Source organism: Leptolyngbya sp. PL-A3, assembly GCF_039962325.1.
GTDB lineage: Bacteria > Cyanobacteriota > Cyanobacteriia > Elainellales > Elainellaceae > Vacuolonema.
This window is the reverse complement of record NZ_JAMPLB010000002.1, coordinates 341,086-365,801: the sequence shown is the minus strand read 5'-3', so window position 1 is coordinate 365,801 and position 24,716 is coordinate 341,086. Positions and strand designations below refer to the sequence as shown.

Annotated in this window: 24 protein-coding genes; 17 read left to right on the top strand and 7 right to left on the bottom strand. The window is 52.7% G+C overall.

All coding sequences use genetic code 11. The features are described 5' to 3' along the window. Positions 1-67: 67 nt before the first annotated feature. The 4 genes from NDI52_RS03295 to NDI52_RS03280 all read right to left on the bottom strand — a co-directional run bounded on the left by NDI52_RS03295 (position 68) and on the right by NDI52_RS03280 (position 4,279). Positions 68-865, bottom strand: a complete 798-nt coding sequence (locus tag NDI52_RS03295; RefSeq protein WP_347280029.1) for a metallophosphoesterase family protein — start codon at positions 863-865, stop codon at positions 68-70. Between the two features lie 519 nt (positions 866-1,384). Then, entirely contained in the window at positions 1,385-2,104 is a 720-nt protein-coding gene (locus tag NDI52_RS03290; RefSeq protein WP_190769805.1) for a DUF1995 family protein, read from the bottom strand. A gap of 164 nt (positions 2,105-2,268) precedes the next feature. Beyond that, positions 2,269-2,790 (bottom strand): hypothetical protein, encoded by a 522-nt coding sequence (locus NDI52_RS03285; protein ID WP_190769806.1) that lies wholly within the window; start codon positions 2,788-2,790, stop codon positions 2,269-2,271. Between the two features lie 532 nt (positions 2,791-3,322). Then, positions 3,323-4,279: an AEC family transporter gene (locus tag NDI52_RS03280; protein WP_199307745.1), complete on the bottom strand. Its 957-nt coding sequence runs from the start codon at positions 4,277-4,279 to the stop codon at positions 3,323-3,325. Positions 4,280-4,692: 413 nt separating this feature from the next. Here NDI52_RS03280 and NDI52_RS03275 point away from each other — a divergent pair, with 413 nt between their 5' ends. Together NDI52_RS03275 and NDI52_RS03270 are read left to right on the top strand one after the other, a co-directional pair. After that, positions 4,693-5,544, top strand: a complete 852-nt coding sequence (locus NDI52_RS03275; protein WP_347280028.1) for a M15 family metallopeptidase — start codon at positions 4,693-4,695, stop codon at positions 5,542-5,544. Further along, a complete protein-coding gene (locus NDI52_RS03270) occupies positions 5,541-6,218 on the top strand; it encodes an ATP-dependent Zn protease (RefSeq protein ID WP_190775106.1) in 678 nt (225 codons plus the stop codon). Before NDI52_RS03275 ends, NDI52_RS03270 begins: the two co-directional genes overlap by 4 nt. A 116-nt stretch (positions 6,219-6,334) precedes the next feature. Here NDI52_RS03270 and NDI52_RS03265 read toward each other — a convergent pair whose 3' ends face one another. Together NDI52_RS03265 and NDI52_RS03260 are read right to left on the bottom strand one after the other, a co-directional pair. Beyond that, positions 6,335-6,706, bottom strand: a complete 372-nt coding sequence (locus tag NDI52_RS03265; RefSeq protein WP_190775107.1) for a hypothetical protein — start codon at positions 6,704-6,706, stop codon at positions 6,335-6,337. A 179-nt stretch (positions 6,707-6,885) separates the two neighbouring features. Next, entirely contained in the window at positions 6,886-8,472 is a 1,587-nt protein-coding gene (locus tag NDI52_RS03260) for an Hsp70 family protein (RefSeq protein WP_190775108.1), read from the bottom strand. An 816-nt stretch (positions 8,473-9,288) separates the two neighbouring features. Between NDI52_RS03260 and NDI52_RS03255 the strand changes: the two genes are divergently transcribed. After that, positions 9,289-9,501: a hypothetical protein gene (locus NDI52_RS03255; protein WP_190775109.1), complete on the top strand. Its 213-nt coding sequence runs from the start codon at positions 9,289-9,291 to the stop codon at positions 9,499-9,501. A gap of 331 nt (positions 9,502-9,832) precedes the next feature. Then, positions 9,833-10,045, top strand: a complete 213-nt coding sequence (locus NDI52_RS03250; protein WP_190775110.1) for a PhzF family phenazine biosynthesis protein — start codon at positions 9,833-9,835, stop codon at positions 10,043-10,045. A 71-nt stretch (positions 10,046-10,116) separates the two neighbouring features. Here NDI52_RS03250 and NDI52_RS03245 read toward each other — a convergent pair whose 3' ends face one another. Then, entirely contained in the window at positions 10,117-10,533 is a 417-nt protein-coding gene (locus NDI52_RS03245) for a glutamyl-tRNA amidotransferase (protein ID WP_348250374.1), read from the bottom strand. Between the two features lie 430 nt (positions 10,534-10,963). Between NDI52_RS03245 and NDI52_RS03240 the strand changes: the two genes are divergently transcribed. From NDI52_RS03240 to speY, 13 genes are all read left to right on the top strand, one after another. Then, complete coding sequence (locus tag NDI52_RS03240; protein ID WP_190775112.1) at positions 10,964-12,121, top strand: ABC transporter permease; 1,158 nt, start codon at positions 10,964-10,966, stop codon at positions 12,119-12,121. A gap of 72 nt (positions 12,122-12,193) precedes the next feature. Continuing rightward, positions 12,194-13,129 (top strand): ABC transporter permease, encoded by a 936-nt coding sequence (locus NDI52_RS03235; RefSeq protein ID WP_190775113.1) that lies wholly within the window; start codon positions 12,194-12,196, stop codon positions 13,127-13,129. Positions 13,130-13,212: 83 nt separating this feature from the next. Further along, the gene (locus NDI52_RS03230) at positions 13,213-13,896 is read left to right on the top strand and encodes an isochorismatase family protein (protein ID WP_190775114.1); all 684 of its coding nucleotides are present in this window, start codon (positions 13,213-13,215) and stop codon (positions 13,894-13,896) included. 41 nt (positions 13,897-13,937) lie between these two features. Continuing rightward, on the top strand, positions 13,938-15,485 hold the full coding sequence (locus NDI52_RS03225; protein WP_190775115.1) for an ABC transporter ATP-binding protein: 1,548 nt from the start codon (positions 13,938-13,940) through the stop codon (positions 15,483-15,485). 159 nt (positions 15,486-15,644) lie between these two features. Further along, positions 15,645-16,286 carry a LysE family translocator gene (locus NDI52_RS03220; protein ID WP_190775116.1) on the top strand — a complete coding sequence of 214 codons (642 nt, stop codon included), beginning with the start codon at positions 15,645-15,647 and terminating at the stop codon, positions 16,284-16,286. 139 nt (positions 16,287-16,425) lie between these two features. Continuing rightward, positions 16,426-17,094 (top strand): isochorismatase family cysteine hydrolase, encoded by a 669-nt coding sequence (locus NDI52_RS03215; protein ID WP_190775117.1) that lies wholly within the window; start codon positions 16,426-16,428, stop codon positions 17,092-17,094. An 88-nt stretch (positions 17,095-17,182) separates the two neighbouring features. Continuing rightward, positions 17,183-17,659, top strand: a complete 477-nt coding sequence (locus tag NDI52_RS03210) for a TspO/MBR family protein (protein ID WP_190775118.1) — start codon at positions 17,183-17,185, stop codon at positions 17,657-17,659. Positions 17,660-17,812: 153 nt separating this feature from the next. Next, complete coding sequence (locus NDI52_RS03205) at positions 17,813-18,223, top strand: ubiquinol-cytochrome c reductase iron-sulfur subunit (protein ID WP_190775119.1); 411 nt, start codon at positions 17,813-17,815, stop codon at positions 18,221-18,223. 290 nt (positions 18,224-18,513) lie between these two features. Next, complete coding sequence (gloA, locus tag NDI52_RS03200) at positions 18,514-18,939, top strand: lactoylglutathione lyase (RefSeq protein WP_190775120.1); 426 nt, start codon at positions 18,514-18,516, stop codon at positions 18,937-18,939. A gap of 242 nt (positions 18,940-19,181) precedes the next feature. Next, complete coding sequence (locus NDI52_RS03195) at positions 19,182-20,624, top strand: circularly permuted type 2 ATP-grasp protein (RefSeq protein WP_190775121.1); 1,443 nt, start codon at positions 19,182-19,184, stop codon at positions 20,622-20,624. Positions 20,625-20,710: 86 nt separating this feature from the next. Further along, positions 20,711-21,658: an alpha-E domain-containing protein gene (locus NDI52_RS03190; protein ID WP_190775122.1), complete on the top strand. Its 948-nt coding sequence runs from the start codon at positions 20,711-20,713 to the stop codon at positions 21,656-21,658. Positions 21,659-21,750: 92 nt separating this feature from the next. Further along, entirely contained in the window at positions 21,751-22,617 is an 867-nt protein-coding gene (locus tag NDI52_RS03185; RefSeq protein ID WP_190775123.1) for a transglutaminase family protein, read from the top strand. A gap of 713 nt (positions 22,618-23,330) precedes the next feature. Continuing rightward, positions 23,331-24,521, top strand: a complete 1,191-nt coding sequence (speY, locus tag NDI52_RS03180; protein ID WP_190775124.1) for a deoxyhypusine synthase — start codon at positions 23,331-23,333, stop codon at positions 24,519-24,521. Positions 24,522-24,716 lie beyond the last annotated feature (195 nt).

Below are 24,716 nucleotides of genomic sequence, written 5' to 3'. Positions count from 1 at the left end.
AACAAAACTGGGTTTTCAATCTGCAAAAGTGGGATGTACCCGTCTCGTCTCCCAGTTTGTTGAACCGCTATAGGACGCTGACGTTTGTCTCAGTATCTTGTGCCTGATACATTTTGCGCCTGCGAGGGATAATTTGTTCAGGGTTCACTTCGACACACGCTTCGGACAGAGGCAGAACCCGTACGGTATTTTTGGCAAAAACGTTTACCTGGTAGACCTTCTGGTTGGTCATATCGAGAGCAGTGAGCCAGCCACTGCGGGGATGGTAAACCCCCGTATCAATGCCAAGCCAGCCATGTCCTTTCGCGATCGCCCCGGGTGGCACGTCGGGCAGCGTAAACGTAATCGTGTGCCCCGTAATAATCACTTTGTCTTTGAAATAAGGCTGTTTCATACTGTGAAATTCATCCCGAATCCAGCAGTATTCATGGGGGGTTTGCTTCTCAATCGGGATATCGGGATGTACACCGGCATGAGCCAGCCAAATGTCACCCAAATCCATATGAGTCGGCAAAGAACGCATCCACTCCAGGTGTTCTAATAGAAGCTGGTTGGCTTTGTCGTAGCTCATAACAGTGGTTTGGCCACCACTGTAGAGCCAGGCTTGCAGGGCAGAGTGGTCGATGGCGTCACCCGGAAAAGCTTCAATCAGCATTTGCTCGTGGTTACCCAGCAAGCAAGGAAACCCATTGCTGTAAACAAAGTTAACCACCGCCGCACTCTCTGGGCCGCGATCAATCAGATCGCCCAGGAAGTAGAGCTGGTCATCGGGAGAAAGGGCGATCGAATCTAGCAGGGCCATCAAGCCACTATGGTGCCCATGCACATCTCCGATAAAAATGCGACGACTTCCGATCACGACGATTCCTCGAACTCAGGTAACAGATTGCGATTCAAGAACATGCCGAACTCTTCGAAGTCTGTAAGGCGGTAATCCTAAGACACGCCGGCAGCCACAATGAAGAAGTAACGAAAGCCCTGATAGGCGGCGGCCAACGAAATCAAAAATAAGAGGCACGACCGGGTAGAGTGACAAGATCCGGCATAAGATTAACTGTTTTTATTATGCCCTTTGATCCCCTAGCGAAGATGCATAGTTTATATGAAAGGCTCCTCAAGAAACCGTAAAGTTTGACATGAGCTAGCATTTATTTTTTTGTAGAATTACCACAATATTGCCCCTATGTTAAGTCCCACCAGGGAAGCAAGAGATCGACGGGGATACCTCCTGCGTCCTGCGTTCCCAGTGGCACGTCAGCTGAGCAGTCAGAATAAACTCATCACCAGGCAGCCTGTACGCAAAGGAGAGAGGCGGGACGACGTCCCGCCTCTCTCCTTTGCGTACAGGCTACTTGAAGCAATCGGGTTATTCCGAGCCCAAAACCTATTGATTTAAAGCCCGTAAGAATCCTTTCAAATTGGAGAAAAATCCACGGCGCGGAGCTACTACAGCGGCCTCTGGAGGAGCCTGACCACTGGCCTTCAGGAAAATGGCCTCGATTTGCTCCCCATTAGGCCGTTGGGCTTGCTCTGCAACCAGTTTGTAATCACCATCCTGCTCCATCCAAACCTGCCAAAGGCCAGGGTAGCAGCGGTATACAGCACCTCCTTGAAGGGGGCGCAGATGATAGCAAGATTCTAGAGTGTTGAGGAAGCGATCGCGCAATTGCCGCCCCGCATAACCAATTCCTAAGGTAGCAACATCCTCTAATTTGGGGTTCAGAAACACGACAGGCCGCTCTCCTGCCTGATTGCAGAGTGCTTCCACCTGGTTAACCTCCACCGAGGATGGCTCAATAAACAAAAAGAGCTGCTCTTCCGGTTGAATCTCCGCCTTTAACTCGCCAATGCCCCGGATTGGGAAAGGCTTCTCACCCCAATCTCTCCGGGCCAGAGCCGCCGACCCTGGATCGCTGAAAAACACTCGAAACGCTGGCCCCAGGGATTCAAACTCCTGTACAAACTGCTCTGCCAGAAGCATAATCTTGAGTTCTGAAAACGCCAATTCTACCTGGAGCCGAGTCAAGCCATCATCCAGAGCCGCCTGGGTAGCTTTACGGGCCTGGGCGATCGCGTCATCGAGGGATTGAGGAAGGGTAGACATGGTGGGATCTCCGTAGGGAAAGGGAAGAGGGAAAAACAGCCAAGCATCATTTGAGCTCCTCATTAGATGGAACCGTTTCACGATTCCATCCAGTGAAATATGAAAGAAACAGGTGTGTTTCTTGAAAGGAGACAAAGCCTCCTCAACCGATGCTTGACCGGCCACTACGCTGTCGGATCGACATAATTCTGAATTGTTTCGGGCTTCAAGGGCTTCAGCAGGCGGTTCGCCCGGTTCGTGAAATTGGGTGCCCCTTTAACCACGAGAATATATTTGCCTTCATTCAGGCGCTTGCGGATAGGCAAAGACTCATTATCGTCATTGTTGCCAAACAATAAGCCCGTCCCGCCGCCGATAAAGAAACTACCCATGGCTCCGGCAACGGCCCCAAGCAATGCACCAATCAGGTGATTGCCGATCATACCGGCCCAGGGAAACAGGATGAATTGGGTAGACGCATTGAAAGCAAAGCCTCCAATAAATCCAAAGGGCACCAGCCAGAAGCTCATGAATTTTGCTTGTTTACGGGCAGTTTCTTGAGGATCTAAAAAGCCAAATTCATCCGCAGACTTGTAGCCGTTGCCCAAGATACTGACACCGTCCATGGGAAATTGGTCAGCTTCAAGGGCTGAATATGCCGCTTCGGCCTGCGTGCGGTCGGGCAACACAGCAATCAGATAGTTCATAGGGTCTCTTCGATTCCGGGGCAACCTGCCATTGGCGTTTTCCATTATCCGTGAAAGCGTCTCCCACCGACTTATGGCTTCGCCAGTTGAGTTTCGGTTCAGGTCGTTTTTGAGGACCACACTAGTAGGCTACGGCCTAAGTCCGTAACCTATTTTTCTGTGGGGGTGCTTCGCACCCCCACAGAAAAATAGGTTATATATTTACGCCTCAGCGTACTAGTGCTCTGTCAAAAGGGTGCATCCCACTTTTGTAACCTGAGTTCGGGTTAAGGGCGTTTTCAAGTGCCGCGCGTTGCGCGGCACTTGAAAACGCCCATTTTGGCGTGCGCTTCGCGCACGCCAAAATGAGCACTTCAGCTTATCCCGAACTGAGGTTTTGTAAGTGAAGCGGGCGAAGCCCGCTTCACTTACAAAAGTGGGTTTCCAAATTGCAAAAGTGGAATGCACCCCCTCAAAAACTCCTCAAATCTCATGTTCAAGTGTGGGGTAACCCCATACTTGAACATTGACAGACCACTAGATAGGAAATTGCTTAAACCGGAAACAACCAGACCCAGACAGGCAAGGTGATCAGGAGCGCAACAGAGCCCAAAGCCAGGGCAGTAACCGTTGTCTCCCGATCCAGTTCAAAGTTTTCCGCCAGAACGAGAGTTGAAAAAGCTGGGGGCATAGCTGCCTGGAGAACCATTACTAATCGTGGTGCACCATCGAACCCCAGCAGAGACAACAGTATCCCCATGGTCAAGGGCAACAGCAAGAGCTTGATCCCCAGGCTTACAGAAACCAGTCGGACATGATTCCAGGTGGCTAACTGGCTAAGGCGCATGCCAATGAGAAGCAGGGCTAAGACAACGCTACTCCAGGCGATCGCCTGGAGTATGGAGACGAGAGCGGAGGGAAGGGTGAGCGATCGCAACGCCATCCCTACAAAACAGCTCCAGAGGGTTGGATTGATGACGATGGCCTGTACGGCTTGCGCCAAGGTACGGTGTGCTTGCCCTAGCCGAGAGGCCAACAATACCCCTATGCCATAGGCTCCAACTACAATCGTGGCCATGTCATAAAAAATCGCCCACCCAAAATAAGGAGCGCCTACCAAAGCCAGAATGACGGGATAGCCCAGGTAACCAGTATTGCCCAGCGTGGCTACCAGCAATAGACTGGCCTGGGTTTTGGGTTGCTGAAGTCGTTGCAACGGAGGTGATAAAGACCCACGATGTATTTGCCACTGAATCCATGACCACATCAGCGGCAAGCCTGTTGAAATACCTCCCCAGGCCACCAGAGACGCCAGCCATACCGGTCCCGACAAATCTGCCTGGTATAAAAAGCCAATGACGCTAAGGGGCACCCCGCACCAGAACAAATACTTGCCCAGCAGATACGGAATTTGAAGGGGCAGCAAACGCCCACACATCCACCCAAGGCCAACCCATCCTACCAGTGGCATGTAGAGGTGTAGCAGAGACATTCCCAGGGAGTTGACCATAGGGTGAAGTTTAGTACCTGCTCAGCTTCATCAGGGCGGAGGGAAAACTTGGGGTAAAGCTTGACAATTTTCTTTTGCCACTAAACGGAAGATTTTGTGCAGAGCAAATTTTACCTGCCACACACAATCACTAATCCTGCAGAAATTAGGAGAAGGTTATAGTCGGAGTCGGCCAGGCACAGTTTACAATCGCATGTAGATTGTTGCCGAGAAATTATAGAAGCTCGGCTATTTTGTGGGTTTTGACATAGGATCTTGGGTGCCTGATACCGTTGCATGGATATGTTTCACGCCTGTGGTTGGTTATTGTGGATGGGAGGCGGAACATCCTATCTAGAACAACCAGCCACAAGTTAAGAACAGAACCCATGGTATGAGTGGCGAACCAGATACATGGCAGAGAGGAATTGCGTGTGGTAAACCAAGCCGGACTCCCCGAAGAACAGACCCCGCCAGGAATACCTCTGGATGACATTCCGATGGCTCAGAGAGATGGGTTGTCTGTTGCGTCATCTCCAGAAGCCGCTTCTAGCTGGGCTATCTTCCCGACTCGCCGGAGCTGGAAATTTTTAGGCGGGGTTGCGATCGGCATGGCCATTGCCCTGGGGCTAGCGTCATTGCTAGCCTGGCGCTCTGGGCAACCAGCCACCTCAGTAGCGACCCCTTCACCCAGTCCCGTTGTAGCGGCTGACCTGACACCACCGCCCATGACAGATGGTCTGTTGGGTCACCTGCCCTACGCCGAGGCCCCCGCTAACAGTCTCAAAGCCATCACTCAGGATGGTGAAGTTAAGCTGCGTACTGCCGCTGCTGATCGCTTTACCGCCATGATTCAGGCCGCTCGGGCAGAGCGGGTGATTCTGGTGCCTCTTTCGGGGTTTCGCTCTCTGGACGATCAAACTGAAATATTCTTTGAACGCAAAGCGGAAATGGGTCAGCGCCCTGTGGAGCGAGCTTCCGTGAGTGCTCCGCCTGGATATAGCGAACACCACACGGGCTATGCCATAGATATTGGGGATGGAACGCGCTCTGAAACTAATCTGGAGCTGACCTTTGAATCGACTCCAGCATTCCGTTGGCTCGAAGCCAACGCGGCCCGTTACAGTTTTGAGTTATCGTTTCCCCGCGATAACTCTCAGGGGGTTAGTTATGAACCCTGGCATTGGCGTTTTGTAGGCGATCGCAACAGCCTCGAAACCTTCTACAAAGCTCACCAAATTCGCCCATCTGCCCCTGCGCCCCAACCGTCGCCTGCCGCACCATGAATCAACTCTCCTTCAATCTGATTGCCATTGGGGTGTTTGTCGTGGTGATGACAAGCTTACTGGGGCCATTGATTCATCTGTCTCCCGTCGTTCCGGCAGTCACCGTTGCCGGCATCATGGGCCTGGCGGCCCTCGACACCCTGGGCTGGCAAAACCGGGGTAGCACCCTGCTATTGGACTGGATCGCCCAGTTTTCGGCAGAGCATCGCGATCGCATCCTCCACCACGAAGCTGGCCACCTGCTGGTCGCCCAAAAAGTGGGTATTCCCGTCACAGGCTATACCCTTACGGCCTGGGAAGCCTTCCGGTTAGGGCAACCAGGCAACGGCGGCGTCCAATTCGACACAACGGAACTGGATGCAGAACTGAACCAAGGCAAGCTTTCCAGCACCTTAATCGATCGCTACTGCATTGTTTGGATGGCGGGAATCGCCGCGGAAACTCTCACCTACGGCAGTGCTGAGGGAGGAGCAGGCGATCGCGAACAAATCCAACTTCTCTTCAATGTGTTGAAGCGGCCAGCCAGCGAAGCCACTCAGAAGGAGCGATGGGCCATCCTACAAGCCAAAACGCTCTTACAGGAGGCGCAGGATGTGTATGAACCCTTGGTGGAGGCGATGCGATCGCGCCAACCTGTGAGTATCTGTCAGCAATTGGTGAGCGAGAAGAATTAACCCGATAAAAGAAGAGGACGGTGTTTCCTACCGTCCTCTTCTTTTATGGAGTTTTGAATTGGAAGGCCGTTTTTTCGTGAGCAAAACTCGCAAAAAACGACTTTATAAAGCGGGCTCTAGATGAAAGAATCCAGATCCAGAGCTTTAGAACCACCCTTTTCTAATTGCTTCAGAACTTGACCCAGTTGATACCACACCAGCACACCAATAAATAGGGTCATGGGTACCGCCATCGCATAGGCAATCGTGCTATTAAAGCCAAAGATTTGCATTCCCGCTGACAGGAAAAAACAAATACCCCCGCAAATACCAAAAAACGGCGTGAACAGTTGTAGCCCCTGAAGGTTTGCCAGGGTACGGGTGGATCTGTTCTTCGACCAATCATGTACTGCTTGCTTCAGGGTTGCTTCAAACGCCACACCCGATGTTATGCCCGCAAACAACCCGGCTAGAAGGAGAAAGTAAGGAGGGGAATAGTAGTAATACACGGTGCTGCCTCAGTGGAATGGATGGGGTCACAGTTACAGATCTTCACCATTCTCTCCTGAGATGTACCACGGCGCTAGGCTTAGCAGAAATCCTGTGGGCACAAAGGCCCATAACCCACCTGGCTCATCGGTTGCAAGGCTGATGTTATAAAGCCCTCTATTTGGTGTACAAAACTTCTTTAACTGAGTTGTACGACAGCTTGATCCTCCATCAAGGTTTCCCCTGTGAACAAATCCTCGACCGTGAGGCGGAGAAAGCGATCGCCATCCACAACAAACTGTACTTTGATGCGATCGCTTCCCGGTTTACCCGGAGGGTTTAGTTGGGCAATGCTACGAGCTTCGGGGGTGTCGTTCAGGGGCTTGACGACAGGAGTGCCCCCATCAAGCGTGCGGGTGACCAGGCGATCGCCCTCAAAATACACCTCTGTCGCCGTCGCTTCACGTCCCAATTCCCCCAGCACTAACTCGATGCTGGGCTGGTTCTCTAGAGAAGCACCCAGATACAACTCCACAGGCTTTTCCATCGGGTAGGGTTGGCCTTCGTTGATGATGGGGTGCCAACTGTGGCGGTTGTTGCGACGATCCCAGTAGCGGATGCCGTAGCTGTGGTAGAGGAAATCTTTTACTTCCGCACCTTGATGCAGTTGGAGGGCACCCTGAGCGATCGCCTCAAAGGGCCGCTCTGCTCGAATTTTTTCAGTCGGAAAATGCTGCTTGATCCATTCCTGCACAGCAGGAATTTGGGATGTCCCACCAACCATCAGCACAGCATCAATGTCTTCCGGTTCAAGCCCTTGCTGTCGCCCCTGACGCAGCACATTTGCGAGCGTCGTGTCGAGTCGTTGGAAGAAGCCCCTTTCCTGGAGTAGGGTTTGGAAGCGATCGCGCCCCATCTGCAATTCGTACGTCTCCAGAGTCTCGTCATTGAAGTAAGCTTCTGTCGCCGCCGTCTGCTCTGAAAGCGCAATCTTCAATCGTTCTGCCAACCGCAAGGTCAATGGCGAGACAGGCACGCCCTGTTCCTTCGCAAAATAATCGAGCAGCCAGTTGTCGATGTCGGCTCCTCCCAAATTCTGCCCGGCTTTGCCCAATACTCGCGCGGTTTTCAGCTTCTGCCCCGACTCTTGCAGCGTCTTCTGGCCCCATTTCAACAAAAAACCCATCGGCTTCACCCCCGACGGGCTCTTCTCTAATTGCACAAGAGACAAATCCAGGGTGCCGCCACCAAAATCGACAACCAGCAATGTACTGCCTGCTTCCAGACCATAACCCAGTGCTGCGGCCGTAGGTTCGTCTAGCATGCGCACCTGCTCGACCTGGAGCGTTTCGCACACCTGAGCCAACCACAGGCGATAGGCCTCGAAGCTATCCACGGGCACAGTGATCACCAGAGAATCCAGTCCTTCCCGTTGTTGAATGTCGCGGATAATCCGTTCCAGAAACCACTGGCCTGCCAGCTCAAAGGTAACGGTACGCCCATCCAGCTCAGGCAGAAAACCGCGAATGTCGGTGCCAATGCCCCGCTTGAAGTTACGGAAAAAGCGGGGGTCGGTGCTGAGATCAAGGCCGCGATCGCGCACCTGTTGGCCTGCCAGCACTTGCACAGAAGCGGCATCTTCCACATAGAGCAGGCTCGGCACCAGGGGTGGATTCGCCGCTAATTTCAACGAGAGGTCATTAAGAGAAAGAGTTTCAGCGGTTTGAGTAGCAGCATTCCACCGACAGATGACGGTGTTGCTTGTGCCAAAATCGATCGCGTACATGAAGGCAACCCGACAGAGGACACCACAAAACGGTCAATCGCCAAAATCGAGAATTCTCGATTGCTGATTGTGAACCTAGATTCAGTAAAGCAGATGAGCGCAGCGTTTCACATCTGCCACTGCTCCTATAAGACTTAAGACTGAGACCTGCAGGTTGAGGCCTGAGATTGGGCGCACTACATGAGGTTGGTTGTTGTGAGCTGAGCACTGAACACTTTACTCACAACAACCAACCTCGCATTTAAAGCGCTGTGCGGGTTAACTCAGTACGGTGGCGTGGGGCACGAAGTGCTCCACACCACCGTTTCTGTACTTAACGCACTTGCACATTGCTATAAAGTACGACCTATGCGGCAAAAGAAATTTATGAGAATTTGTTGCAGTGTTTTTTAAGGAAGGTTTTGGGGATGTTTTATCATCTCCGAGAAAACATGGTTCTTTATCGAAAAGAGTTGGAGGAAACCGTGGAAATACGAGTTTAAATCTAATTCATTGCGATCGCCTACAAACCTTACCTAACAAAGCTTTCCAAGCATCTTCTTTTCATTCTTAAAATGGATTCAAAAGCAACATGCAACACATTGTTTCATACGGCTCATTTATGATGAAAACTAGCCCACTTGGGTGAGCCTGTAAGGTGATCGTTTTTGTCATAAAAGTAGGTACCATAGAAGTAAATCAAGAAGGAAATAGATTCTTCTCTCTGATCTAGAAAGCTCACAAAAACATCCAGCAAATGACGCTACAGAATCATTTTCAATATCTGGAATGGGCTTCTCTCCATCAGAGTTAGAAAGAATCTTAGGAGGTTTGAATATGAAAGGAAGACTCGTTGGGAAGGCAATCAATCAAGCATGGCATCGGTTCACTGAGACTCTCACACTCGACACCGAACCCCATGTTTGGAAAACCATAGATCATGGCCATTCGCGTTGGCACACCTATGACCCCAACACCGGAAGAAGCTCGGATTTTGCCTCTGAAGGTGAAGTGCGGGTTTGGTTAGAAGAACGCTATTACAGCCACTAATATGCTGACCACTGGCTCATACTCTGTAGCTATGAGCCAATCATGTGGATGCTAGTTAATGTCTGAAATTGTGATGAATAAGGATAGCAAGGGTGATAGTTATTCACCCTGACTAAACTTTCAAAACTGGCAAAAAAAGGGCAAACCTTCGGGTTTGTCCTTTTTTATATCTAACCCATTGGCATCGTGTGAAATGAGTAGAAACTGAATCATAACTCCCGACCCACATCATGCTATGGATCAATGAGTGCCTTATATAGGCCTAAATGCCAAATCTCCAACACTTGAAAAATTAAGCACAGCACAATGGGCCAATCTCTCATTCAGGTTGATGCATTTACGTTCTGGAGTTGACGAAGACCCCGTAACGGGCTCAGCTCACTGCACTCTGGCTCCTTTTTGGGGCGATCGCCTGCACAAAAATCACTTTTTGGCCTATCAAGCTTCTCCTCGGGGCGGCGAAATTCGGGTGACCTGGGAGGGCGATCGTGTTCTCTTGGCAGGGCAGGCGGTGACCGTCATGCGCGCTGAATTAGCCGTGTAAGAAGAATAGGACTTACGCATTCCTGTTGTGCGGTGTGCTTCGCACACCATACAACAGCCACACGTTGGAAGTCAGACTTTTGCCCCCCAGTAAGCGCGCCAACCGCCCCACTCGGTAATCTCAAGCTGGCCTTCACAGAGGTAAGGTTCCCCCAATACCCCCAGCACCTCCTGTCCATCTGACAGACGCACCCGGCCAATGCTAAGACCGGGGGGTTCTTGCTGCAAAATTTGCACCAGTCCAGCCGGGGGAACAGCCCACACCTCCAGGGCGATCGCAGCCCCTCCCTCAGAAACGCGAAGCATAGCGGGATGGCGATCGCCAATCGACCATAGCCGGTAGCAGGCATCGGTTGTTGCGTCCCGTAAAAAAGTTGCTCCTACCGCCAGCATATTCTTGTTGAGTTCTAACCCCCGCATCAACGTACCGTTGACCGCCAGTTCCAGGGTATCGGGTCGCATCTTCACGCCTCCAGACATAACGTTCATCTTCGCTATCGTCCCACCAAACCAAAGTCAGGCTTAATTTTAAGACTTAACGAAAACAGGACTTATGCAAGTCCGCTATCCGTAGTGCAGTTGTGTTGTGGGTGAGGTGCTTCGCACCCCACCCACAACACAACTGCGTAAGCCCTGGAAAAATAAGGTTGCTGGCGTCACGCAAATTTTGTAACGACCAATACTACTTGGAAACCCCCTGCTGAGTAGGTTAATCCCAAAGCTTCGAACGATGTCTCCCGTTTTCTATTCATTCTCTTTGCGGAGTCACCACCGTGAGTAGTCCCAGAATTTTGGGGTTATCCCATCGCTACGGAGGGCGATCAGCAGAATTTAAGCCGTGCTGAGAGGGGGGTGGCGCGCTCAACCTATCCTCTCAGCCTTCATGATTTGGTTTGAATTTTTGGTTTGGATTTTATTTATGCTGAATCGGCAAAATTGGCGACGGCCATTAGAGTCTATTGTTCTCTCTGGAGGGGCGATTCTGGTGGGTCTGCTCTTGTTTGGTGTGTTCTGTGCTTTGGTAGGGGCAAACCCGATCGCGGTGTTTGGATCTATCTGGAAAGCAGCCTTTGGGAAATGGAGCACCTTCCAAAACACCCTGATTCGAGCAGCTCCGCTGATGCTGTCGTCCCTGTGTACAGCGCTACCCGCTCGTCTGGGTTTAGTCATCATTGGCAACGAAGGAGCACTGGTGATGGGTGGCCTGGGTGCCATCTTTGCCGGGTTGTTTCTCTCCTATGGCAGTATCATTCCCAGCACCGAGCAGTTGGCAGCTCCCCTGGGGATTGCCCCCCTCTGGGTTCATATTGGCATGGCTCTGGCCGGGCTTCTCGTAGGTGGCATCTGGATCATGGTTGCGGGGGCTTTGCGTCACTACCGAGCGGTCAACGAAACCATCAGTAGTTTGCTGTTGAACTATATTGCGATCGCCCTCCTCAACCACTTAGTGGGCGATCCCATCAAGGATCCCAGCTCCCTCAACAAACCTTCCAGTTTCCCCCTTCCCGAAGTCAACATGTTAGGGAATATCCCCGACACGCGAGTTCACTGGGGCCTCGTGTATGGTTTGGTGGCCTGCGTCATCGCCTATATCCTGATTCAGCGCACCACCTTTGGCTTTGCCGCTCGGGTTGCCGGGGGAAACATTCGTGCGGCTCGCATTGCCGGGTTACCCGTCGGTAAGTTGACCCTAATGATCACCTTCCTGGCTGGTTCCTGTGCGGGCTTAGCTGGAATGGTGGAAGTAGCCGCAGTGCAGGGAGCGGCAAACGAATCTCTGAATGTTGGCTACGGCTACGGTGGTATTCTGGTCGCGTTTGCCGCTCGCCATAATCCTCTCGCCGCAATCTTCATTTCGTTACTGGTCGGCGGCATTCTCGCCAGCGGCGGCATCTTGCAGCGTGCGCACAACCTCCCCGATGCCACAGTCCTGATCTTTGAAGGTCTGGTCTTCCTTTGCGTGCTGTACAGCGACTCTCTCTACGGTCGATTTGGCATTTTCAAAGACAAGCCCGTTACGGTTGAGCCGCCCGCTCCCCCCAGCAGCCCAGGGCAGGAACCTGTGGTTGTGTCTTAACCCATTCCTGTTGTCGGTGCAAAGCACCGACAACAGGAATTTCTTGTGAACATTCTTAGCTCTGGAGTAACTATGACAGCCGAAGCAACCGAAGCCCTGGGTTGGTGGGGGGTTCCCCTGGCCATCATTGCGGGGACCATGCGGGGGGGTACCCCATTCTTGTTTGTCAGCCTGGGGGAATGCCTCACGGAGAAAAGCGGCAAGATCAACCTGGGGCTGGAAGGCACACTCTTAACAGGAGCAATGGCGGCCTACGGCGTTTCCTACCTTACGGGTTCCCCCTGGCTGGGTGTACTGGCGGCAGGGATTGCCGGCTGTTTCCTGGGCGCAATCCACGGATGGCTGTCTCAGCAACCTCGGGTGAATGATGTGGCCGTAGGCATTGCCATGATTATTGTCGGAAGCGGTATTGCCTTTTTCTTTGGAAAACCCTTTATTCAGCCTTCGGCTCCACAATTGCCCACGATTAATCTGGCTGCGGGAAGTGTGCCTCCTGCATTGGAAGCGGCCTTGCAGATCAGCCCACTGTTTTTGTTGGGGTTGGCGATCGCCCCCCTGATGCAGTGGTTCTTCCGCTCCACCCGCTGGGGTCTGTTTATCCGCGCGGTGGGCGACAGCCCCGAAGCAGCCCGTGCCATGGGCGTTTCCATCTTTAAGGTTCGTATGCTCAGCGTCGTCGCTGGCAGCTTCCTGGCTGGAATTGGTGGGGCGTCGCTTTCCCTCTATTACCCCGGTCTTTGGACGGAACGCATCTCTAGCGGTCAGGGTTTGATGGCAGTAGCCCTCGTCATCTTTGCTCGCTGGAACCCCATCGCCTGCCTCTGGGCATCGTTGCTCTTTGGTGGTGCGCAAGCCCTGGGACCAGCGCTGCAATCGGTCGGTATTCGTGAAGGGTATTACCTATTCAACGCCGCACCTTACATCTTGACGCTGGTGATCATGGTGTTTACCTGTTCACCGCAGCGATCGCTCATTGGGGCTCCCGGAGCCTTAGGCAAGGACAATTAGCCACTCTACCCCGATCTGCGGATTCTTCAGAAACTTGCAGATCTTCGCCTTCTCAGCAAAAAGTCATCCAGGAGCCAAACACTGTGGGCCGTTACGTCGAAGCCAACCCCTATCCCTATCCCTACAACGGCGATCTGCGTCCCGATAACACGGCGCTGATCATCATCGACATGCAAACCGACTTTTGTGGTGTTGGGGGTTATGTCGACACGATGGGCTATGACTTATCTCTTACCCGTGCCCCCATTGAGCCAATTAAGGCACTTTTAGCAGTGATGCGGAATTTGGGATACTTCATCATTCACACGCGGGAAGGGCATCGGCCTGATCTGGCGGATTTGCCGGAGAACAAGCGGTGGCGATCGCAACGCATCGGTGCAGGCATCGGCGATCCTGGCCCTTGCGGCAAGATTCTGGTACGCGGTGAACCCGGTTGGGAAATCATCCCCGATTTGGCTCCCCTTCCGGGCGAAGTGATCATCGACAAACCCGGCAAAGGCTCCTTCTACGCCACAGATTTAGACTTAATCCTTAAACGTCAAAGTATTCAAAACATCATCCTCACCGGCATCACCACCGATGTGTGCGTCCATACAACGATGCGCGATGCCAACGATCGCGGCTACGAATGCCTGATCCTCTCTGACTGCACCGGAGCCACTGACTACGGCAACCACGAAGCCGCTCTCAAAATGGTCACCATGCAAGGCGGCGTCTTCGGGGCTGTCTCTGACTCCCACGCCCTTATCACCGCCCTCAAAAGCTAACGCCTGGCTCACTCATCCACCCCCTCACCCATCCACGCTCTATGACACCCTCAACCCTGACCCAAAGCACCTCCACCCACGCGGTCCCACCCGATATTCAGGTGGTCAACATGAGCAAGCACTTTGGCCGTCTGATTGCCCTTGATCGAGTCTCCTTGCACTTGAAACCCGGCACATTCCACGCCCTTCTAGGGGAAAACGGAGCGGGAAAAAGCACGTTAGTCAAGTGCTTGATGGGATTCTATACCCCGACCTTTGGCGAAGTGCAGATTGACGGTACCGCGGTCCCCATTCACAGCCCCCGCGATGCTCACCACTATGGCATCGGGATGGTGTACCAGCACTTCACCTCCGTACCCGCCATGACAGTGGCGGAGAATTTAGTTCTGTCTCGCTTCGACAGCCCGTTTCTGGTGAACTGGAAAGCTGAAATGGTCGGCCTTCAGGCCTTTATGGAGTCCTCACCGTTTCGGATTCCGCTGGATGTGCCGATTGCCCAGTTAGCCGCCGGACAGAAGCAAAAGCTAGAAATTCTCAAACAGCTTTATCTCCAAAGCAAAGTTCTGATTCTGGATGAGCCGACCTCTGTATTGACGCCCGGGGAGGCCGACGAAATTCTGGGCCTGCTGCGAGAGCAAGTTACGGCCGGGAATTTGAGCGTCCTCATCATTTCCCACAAATTCCGCGAGGTCATGGCGTTTGCGGACGAAATTACGGTGCTACGGAAAGGCAAGTTTGCCGGTAGCGGCCGGGTGAAAGACCTGACCGTGGCCGATATGGCCGAAATGATGATGGGGGAGAAGAAAGACCCAACGCCCGTCAATAAAACCAATGGGGTGGAGCAGGTTCCTGTCCTAGAAGTCCATGACCTGCGAGCCAATAAAGACAATGGCATCGAAGCTGTAGCAGGCATCAACCTGGCCGTTCACTCTGGCGAAATTGTTGGGATTGCCGGGGTATCGGGTAATGGCCAGCGCGAACTGGTGGAAGTGCTGGCTGGTCAGCGGGAAGCCACCGCAGGCTACATCAAGGTGAACAGTGAGCCCTACAGTGCTACCCGTGCCGAAATGAAGAAGCACCGAGTGTTCGCCCTTCCAGAAGAGCCCCTGCGAAATGCTTGCGTTCCCCACATGAGCGTGGCTGAAAACATGGCCCTCCGGACCTTCGATCATCCGCCCCAATCCAGGAAAGGCTGGCTGATTTTGGGAGCCATTCGGGAGATGGCTGTGGGGCTAATTCAGCAGTTCTCGGTAAAAACTCCCTCGCCCGATACCCCGGTGGGTGACTTGTCAGGAGGAAATGTACAGCGGGCCGTTCTGGCACGGGAATTATCCGCCGATCACATCCGTCTGTTGATTGCTGCCAATCCCTGTTTTGGGCTTGATTTCAATGCGGTGGATTTCATTCACACTCAAATTCTCGAAGCCCGTAATCGGGGTGTAGCGGTGCTGCTGGTGAGCGAGGATTTAGACGAACTGCTGAAGTTGAGCGATCGCATCATCGTCATTAGCGGCGGTGAGTTCGTCTATGAGAGTGCGATCGCCGATGCCAGCTACACCGAAATCGGCCACAAAATGGCTGGGCACTAGTAGGCTGCGGCCTAAGTTCGCAACCTATGTTTTTGTGTAGGGTGCGAAGCACCCTACACAAAAACATAGGTGATGGATTTCCGCCTCAGCGTACTAGTTTATTTTTCGTGCACTCAACGCATAAGCAATAAACCGTTTAGTCAGCGAAAGCACGCATCCATGCCTATCCCCGACTCCGACAAGCTACTGATTTTTATGCTGGCCTCCCTCAGCCTGGCGGTATTACCTGGACCTGTGGTGATGTACATCATTGCCCGCAGTATCAGCCAGGGGAGGAGGGCTGGGGTAGTGTCAGCGATGGGAGCGGCAGTCGGAAGCCTAGCTCATGTTGCGGCAGCAGCCCTGGGAATATCCGCACTGATGGTTTCCTCAGCACTGGCGTTTCAGGCCGTGAAATACCTGGGGGCCATCTACCTGATTTATCTCGGCATTCGCAAGCTGTTAGATAAAACCTCCGATCATCAAGCCCTCACTCTCACCTCCGAATCCCTGCGACGAATCTTTCTGCAAGCCCTACTAGTCAATGTTTTTAATCCCAAATTAGCGCTGTTTTTCCTGGCATTTCTGCCGCAATTTGTAGAACTGGAGAAGGGTGGAGCGATCGCCCAGGTGCTCATCCTCGGTTGCATTTTTATCCTGATCGCTAGCATGAGCGACACCCTCTATGGCTTAGTTGCTGGCAGCATTGGCAGTTACCTTAAGGGCAACCAAAAGTTTTGGAGGTTGCAACGTTACTTTGCCGGGGGCACCTTCATCAGCCTGGGTTTGGTAACTGCTGGCATGGATGTGCATCCCGAGTAAGTTTGGGCCTTTGATTTTCGGTGCATGTCGTGCACAGAACGTTCAAGCCTTGTTATCTGAGCAAGCTTGCGTTGACGGTTGTGCGCTGCAAACGTGAAACATCAGCGCTCGTGATCCATCTTCCCTGGAGACTTCTGCCATGAATTACGTTGATGCCAAGCCCTATGCCTACCCCTTACCCGAAAACCTGAATCAATTGGCTCTGGTCATTATCGATATGCAGCGCGACTTTATGGAGCCCGGTGGCTTTGGCGATGCCCTGGGGAATGACGTGCTGCGGTTACAGGCGATCGTCCCCACCCTCAAAGATTTGCTAAGCACCTTTCGACAACTCCAGTTGCCCGTCGTGCATACTCTGGAATGCCATGCCCCTGACCTCTCCGACTGCCCGCCCTCCAAGCAGGAGCGGGGCAAAGGGAGCCTCAAAATTGGTGATGAAGGCCCGATGGGGCGGATCTTAGTGAAAGGGGAACCGGGAAATGGCATCATCCCCGAATTAGAGCCCATTGCAGGCGAAATCGTGATTTATAAGCCCGGTAAAGGAGCCTTCTACAACACACCGTTATCAGAGCTTTTGCAGGAAAAAGGCATTACCCATCTACTATTAACAGGTGTGACCACAGAGGTCTGTGTGCAGACCACTATGCGCGAAGCCAACGATCGCGGTTACGAATGCTTGATGGTAGAAGACTGCACCGAAAGCTACTTCCCCGAGTTCAAGCAAGCCACCCTGGAGATGGTTACGGCTCAGGGGGGTATTGTGGGATGGACAGCTCCAGCCGCAGCGATCAAAGCCGCGTTGGTTTAGAGCCCCTGGGCTGATGCTGAAATCCTGAATTGGGATTTTAATTTTGAGGTGTCGAGTATCCGGTACCTGAATCGGAATGTGAGGCTCCATGTTGAAATCCTGGATGGTGATTGGGGTAATCACCTTTGGGTTGGCGATCGCTCTCGGTAGCCTGGTTTCCCCAAGAGGCACCCAATGGTTTCGTCGCCTGCGTCGTCCCGACTGGCTCACCTTTGAATGGGCCATTCCTTTGATTTGGACGACGATCTTTACCTGCGGGGCCATTTCTGCCAGTCAGGTGTGGGACACAGAGCCTGGCTCCTCTCGCACTTGGGGCTTGATGGCACTGTATTTGGTTCTGGAACTCGTAACCCTGGCCTATACCCCTGTCATGCTCTGGTTACGGCGATTGCGTGTGGGGGTCTGGATTGGAGCTACAGGGTTTGTGGTGGCGATCGTCCTCACTCTCATCGTCCTTCCCATTGCCAGTTCTGCCGCCTATCTCCTCGTGCCCTACCTGCTCTGGAGCCCTATTGGCACCTACGTCACCTGGGACATGATGCGCCTCAATCCGGGTGATGGCTAACCCAAATTACAGGACGGCTGCCATCTGAAGGCAATTTGTTTTTTCAGAAGTCGCGCTCCGTACGGCTTCTAAACGCCCTGCTTCTGAGCGCGTAGTGCTATGGACCTAAAACAAGGTCTACTATGAAAATGCAGTACTTGAGATAGATGCGTCATGAATCGTCGAGAGTTTTTGGGTTGGATTGGTGTCGGAACCCTTGCTAGCTCGCTGCCTGTGGCGATCGTTGCCTGCACCCCTAGCGGAAAGTCTGACATCTCTGGCCCCCTGACCGTAGGAACCCTGGGAGATCTCGATCAAAAAGGTCAACTTGTCACAGGTGAAGGAGCGGGCAAAGTTTTAGTCATTCGTGACCCAGCCAAATCGGATCAGTTGCTAGCCGTCAACCCCATCTGTACTCACAAAGGCTGTGATGTTGAATGGAAAGCTGACCAAACCGCCTTTGTCTGCCCCTGCCACGGTGCAAAATTTGGTGCTGATGGAACCGTTCAGGCAGGCCCTGCACGAGAATCACTCCCAACCTTTACCGTCAAGGTTGATGGTAGCAACATTGTCGTAGAAGGCTAAGCACTCTGCATTCTGGAATTAAGAGGGTTAGAGCTGCCTCATCCCTCTTAAATTAGGCATTTGTATGGTGTGCAGAGCACACCATACAAATGCCTAAGTCCTGATAGCTATATGCGGTTTAATCTGAGCGTGGGTCAGGTGCATTTTTGAGTGCTGCGCAGCACTCAAAAATGCACCTGACCCAATTGAGGTTAGCTTGCTAAATTCTGATTAGGACTGAGCGTAAGCGACGGTGGAATCCGAATTTTGCTGTCAAAATAATCAGCAGAGTGAGTATTGGAGAAAGCACCATGCGAATGCTACACACCATGCTGCGGGTTGGCAATTTAGACGAATCCCTCAAGTTCTACTGCGATGTACTGGGCATGAAGCTGCTGCGGAAAAAGGATTACCCTGGTGGCGAATTTACCCTGGCGTTTGTGGGGTACGGTGACGAGTCCGACCATACTGTGCTGGAGCTGACCTACAACTGGGGCGTAGAAAAGTACGACCTGGGTAGTGGCTATGGTCATATTGCTTTGGGCGTAGACGATATTTATGGGGCCTGTGAGGCCATTCGGGCGCAGGGCGGCAAGGTCACCCGCGAGCCCGGTCCCATGAAGCATGGCACCACTGTCATTGCCTTTGTCGAAGATCCTGACGGCTACAAAGTGGAGTTAATTCAACTGGGAACCCAGGGTTCGGAGGCTACCAAAGAGGCCGCTGCCACAGTGTAGTGTTCGGTCGTACCAAAGTGTAGAAATCACCCGGCACTTTGGTACTTCTACAAACCATTCCTGGTAGATGGCACAGAAGACCTCAGCCGTTGGTTTTGGAGATTAATTGCCCCTACAAAAACCAGAGGGTTCAAATATCAACTTTTAAGACAACCGACAAAACTGGTATCAGGGGTAACCGATTCATCCCTGGCCTTTGCCCATAGTGATTACGTTAAGCCCCAGCTATCCGTAACCAGACTGTGCAGATTCAGGACTACGACCCCGGAGATTTCTACGACGAGCTGTTTCTCGGAGCCAGGAAGCCTCGCCCCGAGGCAGCGACCCTCTACGACAAACTGTGTGAGCTATCCGTCGAAGAATTATGCCAGCGACAGCAAATTGCGCAACAAGCACTGTTTAAGCTTGGCGCAACGTTCAACGTTTATAGCGACAATGAGGGCACTGAGCGAATTTTGCCCTTTGATATTATTCCCCGCATTGTCTCTGCTTCAGATTGGGCCTGGTTAGATCGGGGTTTAAAGCAGCGCATCCATGCTCTCAACCTGTTTCTGTCGGATATTTACGGTGAGCAGAAAATCATTAAAGATGGGGTGATTCCTGAGGATGTGATCACCTCCTCAAAGGGATTTCTGAAAGCCTGCATGGGGTTGCAGCCGCCCAAGGGGATTTGGTGCCATGTAACCGGGACGGATCTGGTGCGCGATCGCGACGGCCAATGGTACGTGCTGGAAGACAATCTCCGCTGTCCCTCCGGTATTTCCTACGTGTTAGAAAACCGCCGGGTCATGAAGACTACCTTTCCCATTGTCTTCAACCGGATGGCAATCCTACCCGTGGATGATTACCCCGGCCGGCTTCTAGATACACTTCTAAACCTGGCTCCCGAAGCGATTCCACGGCCCGTTGTGGCGGTCTTGACCCCCGGAATTTACAACTCGGCTTATTTTGAGCATTCCTTCTTAGCCCAACAAATGGGGGTTGAGCTGGTAGAAGGAAGTGATTTAGTCGTCTCTGATGGCTATCTCAACATGCGCACCACGAAAGGGCTTAAGCAGGTGGACGTGCTCTATCGCCGCATGGATGACGACTTTCTCGACCCGCTCGCCTTCCGCCCCGACTCTCTGCTTGGTATTCCTGGAATTATGGATGTTTACCGCAAGGGACGGGTTGCCCTGGCAAATGCACCGGGCACCGGAGTAGCGGATGACAAGGTGATTTACGCCTACGTGCCGCAGATGATTCGCTATTATCTGGGCGAGGATGCCATCATCCCCAATGTGCCGACTTACCTCTGCTGGCAACCCAAGGATCAGGGGCATGTGCTGGATAACCTGGATACATTGGTGGTCAAGGCCGCGAATGAGTCGGGCGGCTATGGGATGTTAATTGGCCCCCATGCCACCCCTGAGCAGCGTGAAGAGTTTGCCCAAAAGATTCAGGCTAATCCACGGAACTATATTGCACAGCCAACACTGACCTTGTCGCGAGTGCCCGCCTTAATGGGCGATCGCTTCGAAGGCTGCCACGTCGACCTGCGCCCCTATATCCTCTACGGCGAAGACATCTACATTAGCCCTGGGGGCTTCACCCGTGTTGCATTACGCAAGGGTTCCCTCGTGGTGAACTCTTCGCAAGGCGGTGGCGGAAAAGACACCTGGGTTCTGGCCGATCCCGTGACCTGAAACCTGTGCTGAACGGAATTGCTAACCCAAATTAATCGCCTTCAGGCATCCCCCAATTACTCTTCCCATTACCCATTTCCCTCTTTATGCTCAGCCGCGTTGCCGATTCCATCTACTGGCTCACCCGGTATGTCGAACGGGCCGAAAACATTGCCCGTTTTGTGGATGTGAACCTAAACCTGCTGCTAGATACACCCTTGGGGCTGGCTCAGCAATGGGAGCCGCTGATCTTCACCACTGGAGATCTCGATCTGTTTCGGGAACGCTACGGTGATACCACAGCCGAGAGTGTCATTCACTTTCTCACCTTCGACACCCAGTATCCCAACTCCATCATTTCCTGCCTGCGGGCTGCTCGGGAAAATGCTCGTACGGTGCGTGAAGCCATCTCCTCTGAGATGTGGGAACAGGTGAATGACTTTTACTTTATGGTGCAAGATGCCGCCAAGTCTCCCCTACGAGAGTTCTCCAGCTTCTTTGCAGAGGTAAAAATGGCGAGCCATTTGTTCGCAGGCATTATGGATGGCACCATGGCCCATAACGAAGGCTGGCAATTCGGGCAAATGGGACGAATGCTCGAGCGCGCTGACAAAACAGCTCGAATTTTAGATGTGAAATATTTCATCCTGCTCCCTTCGGTCAAGGATGTGGGTAGTTCTCTGGATGAACTTCAGTGGATTGCACTGCTGAAATCTACCTCTGGCTATGAGATGTATCGTAAGTGTCAGCAGCGCATTTCACCGGAAGGAATTGTCAGTTTTCTGGTTTTGGATCGTGAGTTTCCCCGCTCCATTCAGTTTTGCTTGCTCCATGCAGAGCGATCGCTCCACCGCATTACAGGCGGCACACCTGGCACCTGGCATAACTCCGCTGAGAGAGCTCTGGGCAAGCTGCGGTCGGAACTGGATTTCATCACCGTGGAAGAAATCATCAAGCAGGGCTTGCATGAATTTCTTGATCAGCTTGAAATTAGCCTTAATAACGTCGGCAATCAGGTCTACGACACCTTTATCGCTCTGCATCCTGCTTCATAGCGTGCGATCGTCGCCCCTACCGTAAGGCCAGAGTTGCACGATAGGGGCGCTGCTATCCGTCAGCCATATCTCCACCTACCTCCCCATGCCTTGTGCGCTATTTTGTTTCCCACACGACCCTCTATCAATACGATCGCCCGGTTAGCCTTTCACCCCACGTTATCCGCCTGCGCCCTCGAGCTGACCTGACCCAAACCCTGGTCAATTTCACCCTCGACATCTCTCCTGCTCCTATTCAGATCATCGAAAACGTTGATCTGGACGGCAACGATATTCTGATTGCCCACTTTGACTCCAATCCCTTAATGACCCTGCAAATTGCCACATCCTTTGAGATAGAGACCCATCGGAGTAACCCCTTCGCCTATCTGCTCGAACCCTGGGTCAATCGTTTGCCGTTGGATTACCCCACCACTCTACAGGCCCAACTTCACCCCTATCTCACATCCGCCGCCGCTAACTTCCCGGCTCTAGACCCAGTGGCTGTTGAGCTAGCAGGTACCATTTGGGAGAAAACAGACGGCAACCCAGTGATGTTCCTGTGGGAGCTGAACCAGCAGATTTTTAACACGTGCCAGCACATTGTGCGAGAACAGGGCGACCCCTTTCCACCTGGCCTGACCTGGAAAACAAAAACCGCTTCTTGTCGGGATATGACGGTGCTCTTCATCGAAGCGTGCCGAGCCATGGGTTTAGCAGCCCGCTTTGTCAGCGGCTACCATGAAGGCGATCCGGACTGGAAGCAGCGTCACCTCCACGCCTGGGCTGAGGTCTATCTGCCAGGGGCAGGATGGCGGGGATATGACCCAACTCAGGGGTTGGCCGTGGGCGATCGCCATATTGCCTTAGTCGCCGCGCCCAATTCCCGTACAACAGTCCCCATCTCCGGTAGCCTCAAAAGCGGTATTGGGGTCACTACCGAGATGCAATACGCCCTCACCATCAAAGCTTTGATGTAGAGCATTTGATTGTGATAATGCGGAGTACGCCCTCCTAAGTAACGGGGCGGTTATCCCTGCTGGTTCCTCCGTATTAGCTCCCAAGTGGCTATGGGGACAGGTGTTAGACTAATGGGGATTGTTTAACGATCGAGGTGGATGCGTTGAAGCTGGATTCACTGGCAGGGCGGCCTTGGCTTCCCGTCTGGTATCTAGAAATGAAATTGCAGCGCAGACGGCTCTCCGACCCTGCCCTCTCCTGGGCCGATCGGTGCGAAGGGCCCAGTCCAGGCTGATCGACCTGTAACCGAGGTTTGTGAAGGCTGCCGGTTCAGACAGTCATGCCGAGTCCCTTCTAGCGCAAACTGGGTCGATCGCAGATATAACTTGCACCACTCGATGGCAGTGTTGGAACGAGTTCCGAATTAAACGCAATAGGTGTGTTAATCCTGTCACGTGCAGGATTGGATTCAGAGATGGTTTGAAACGTTGATAGTTCGTGTGTTCCGCACGAAACGTGTTCCCGTTGCGAGACGTTTAATCTTCTCTAACCATGAGCTGTAACAGGATGCAGCCCAAATGCTGATGTTTTGAGGGCAAGCGCTCCCTGGCTCAGTGTTGAATAGCTAAATTTTCCTATGCCTCGGAGGCTCTGAGCCTATTGCTGGAGATCCACACTGCGATCGCATGGGAATTTTGTCATTTTTAGCCATTTCACAACAAAGGAATCCATCATGTCGAATCGTCTTAGCCGCAAAATTGCTCCTGCTCCAGTCTCTGCGAACGTAGGGGTTGTCGAGTTGATTGATCAGTATTTCACCGCCTATAACTCGGCGCGCCTGCGGGAAATTTGCCATCTGCTCACCCGCGACGTGTTCCAAGAGGGCGTTACCGTTGGCCTCAGTCTCTCCGGTGCCTTGACCCCGGCTGGCTTTGGCGTGTCGGTGCTGGCTCCCTTAATGCGGAACGGCTTTATTGATTGGATCATCAGCACAGGGGCTAACCTTTACCACGATCTCCATTACGGCCTGGGTTTTGACCTCTACGCCAGCAATCCTTTTGTGGATGATGTCAAACTGCGTCAGGAAAACCGTATCCGGATTTATGACATCGTGTTTGGTTACGATGTGCTGTTGGAAACGGACGCTTTTATTCGTGAACTGCTACGCGCCGAGCCCTTCCAAAAGCGCATGGGTACGGCCGAATTTCACTACCTACTGGGTAAGTACATCAACGCTATCGAGAAGCAGTTGGGGGTCACACATTCGTGTTTGCTGTCTACAGCCTATGAGTGTGGCGTACCCATCTATACCTCCTCACCGGGAGACAGTTCTATCGGTATGAATGTGGCGGCCCTAGCTCTGGAAGGCTCCAAACTCGTACTGGATCCCTCGCTGGATGTGAATGAGACGGCGGCGATCGCCTACGGTGCCCGCAACACTGGCAACTCTGACCAGGAAGGCAAGAGTGCTGCCATCATTCTTGGCGGTGGTAGCCCGAAAAACTTCCTGCTACAAACTCAACCCCAAATCCACGAGGTACTGGGCTTAGAAGAACGGGGACACGACTTCTTTGTGCAAATTACTGATGCTCGTCCCGATACAGGCGGGCTGTCAGGAGCAACCCCCAGTGAAGCCGTAAGCTGGGGCAAAGTAGATCCCGATGAGTTACCCAACACCATCGTCTGCTATACCGACAGCACCATTGCCCTACCGTTGATTGGTGCTTACACCGTCAATCAGTGTGAGCCCCGCCCGTTAAAGCGTTTGTACGATCGCCGAGAAGAACTGCTGAATACCCTCCGTACAGACTATTTGGCGGCGCTGGAAAAAGGCGGCGAGCACAAGCCCCGCATCCAACCTGTCACGCCCGAGGGTCAGCCCACAATTGCGACTTACCCCTGTGGCACGCCGATTAAGCGTTAATTCCATACCAAAGTGCTTGGTAAGTTAGAAAGCCATCTTGCAACTTAGGCTTTCTACTAAGGAGATTTCTGAGAAACAATATCCCCATTATTTGAAAAAAAGGCGCGGCTTCGCCGCGCCTTTTTTTCAAATAATGGGGAAGTTCTTATCTGGAAATCTCCTAAGCTAACCTTAGTTCGGGTTAAGGGCTTTTTC

Bases quoted from the DNA above. Each gene is read 5' to 3' on its own strand.
- NDI52_RS03290 (WP_190769805.1), bottom strand. From the start codon at position 2,104: ATGTCTACCCTTCCTCAATCCCTCGATGACGCGATCGCCCAGGCCCGT.
- NDI52_RS03285 (WP_190769806.1), bottom strand. From the start codon at position 2,790: ATGAACTATCTGATTGCTGTGTTGCCCGACCGCACGCAGGCCGAAGCG.
- NDI52_RS03280 (WP_199307745.1), bottom strand. From the start codon at position 4,279: ATGGTCAACTCCCTGGGAATGTCTCTGCTACACCTCTACATGCCACTG.
- NDI52_RS03270 (WP_190775106.1), top strand. From the start codon at position 5,541: ATGAATCAACTCTCCTTCAATCTGATTGCCATTGGGGTGTTTGTCGTG.
- NDI52_RS03260 (WP_190775108.1), bottom strand. From the start codon at position 8,472: ATGTACGCGATCGATTTTGGCACAAGCAACACCGTCATCTGTCGGTGG.
- NDI52_RS03255 (WP_190775109.1), top strand. From the start codon at position 9,289: ATGAAAGGAAGACTCGTTGGGAAGGCAATCAATCAAGCATGGCATCGG.
- NDI52_RS03250 (WP_190775110.1), top strand. From the start codon at position 9,833: ATGCATTTACGTTCTGGAGTTGACGAAGACCCCGTAACGGGCTCAGCT.
- NDI52_RS03245 (WP_348250374.1), bottom strand. From the start codon at position 10,533: ATGAACGTTATGTCTGGAGGCGTGAAGATGCGACCCGATACCCTGGAA.
- NDI52_RS03240 (WP_190775112.1), top strand. From the start codon at position 10,964: ATGCTGAATCGGCAAAATTGGCGACGGCCATTAGAGTCTATTGTTCTC.
- NDI52_RS03235 (WP_190775113.1), top strand. From the start codon at position 12,194: ATGACAGCCGAAGCAACCGAAGCCCTGGGTTGGTGGGGGGTTCCCCTG.
- NDI52_RS03225 (WP_190775115.1), top strand. From the start codon at position 13,938: ATGACACCCTCAACCCTGACCCAAAGCACCTCCACCCACGCGGTCCCA.
- NDI52_RS03220 (WP_190775116.1), top strand. From the start codon at position 15,645: ATGCCTATCCCCGACTCCGACAAGCTACTGATTTTTATGCTGGCCTCC.
- NDI52_RS03215 (WP_190775117.1), top strand. From the start codon at position 16,426: ATGAATTACGTTGATGCCAAGCCCTATGCCTACCCCTTACCCGAAAAC.
- NDI52_RS03210 (WP_190775118.1), top strand. From the start codon at position 17,183: ATGTTGAAATCCTGGATGGTGATTGGGGTAATCACCTTTGGGTTGGCG.
- NDI52_RS03205 (WP_190775119.1), top strand. From the start codon at position 17,813: ATGAATCGTCGAGAGTTTTTGGGTTGGATTGGTGTCGGAACCCTTGCT.
- gloA (WP_190775120.1), top strand. From the start codon at position 18,514: ATGCGAATGCTACACACCATGCTGCGGGTTGGCAATTTAGACGAATCC.
- NDI52_RS03190 (WP_190775122.1), top strand. From the start codon at position 20,711: ATGCTCAGCCGCGTTGCCGATTCCATCTACTGGCTCACCCGGTATGTC.
- speY (WP_190775124.1), top strand. From the start codon at position 23,331: ATGTCGAATCGTCTTAGCCGCAAAATTGCTCCTGCTCCAGTCTCTGCG.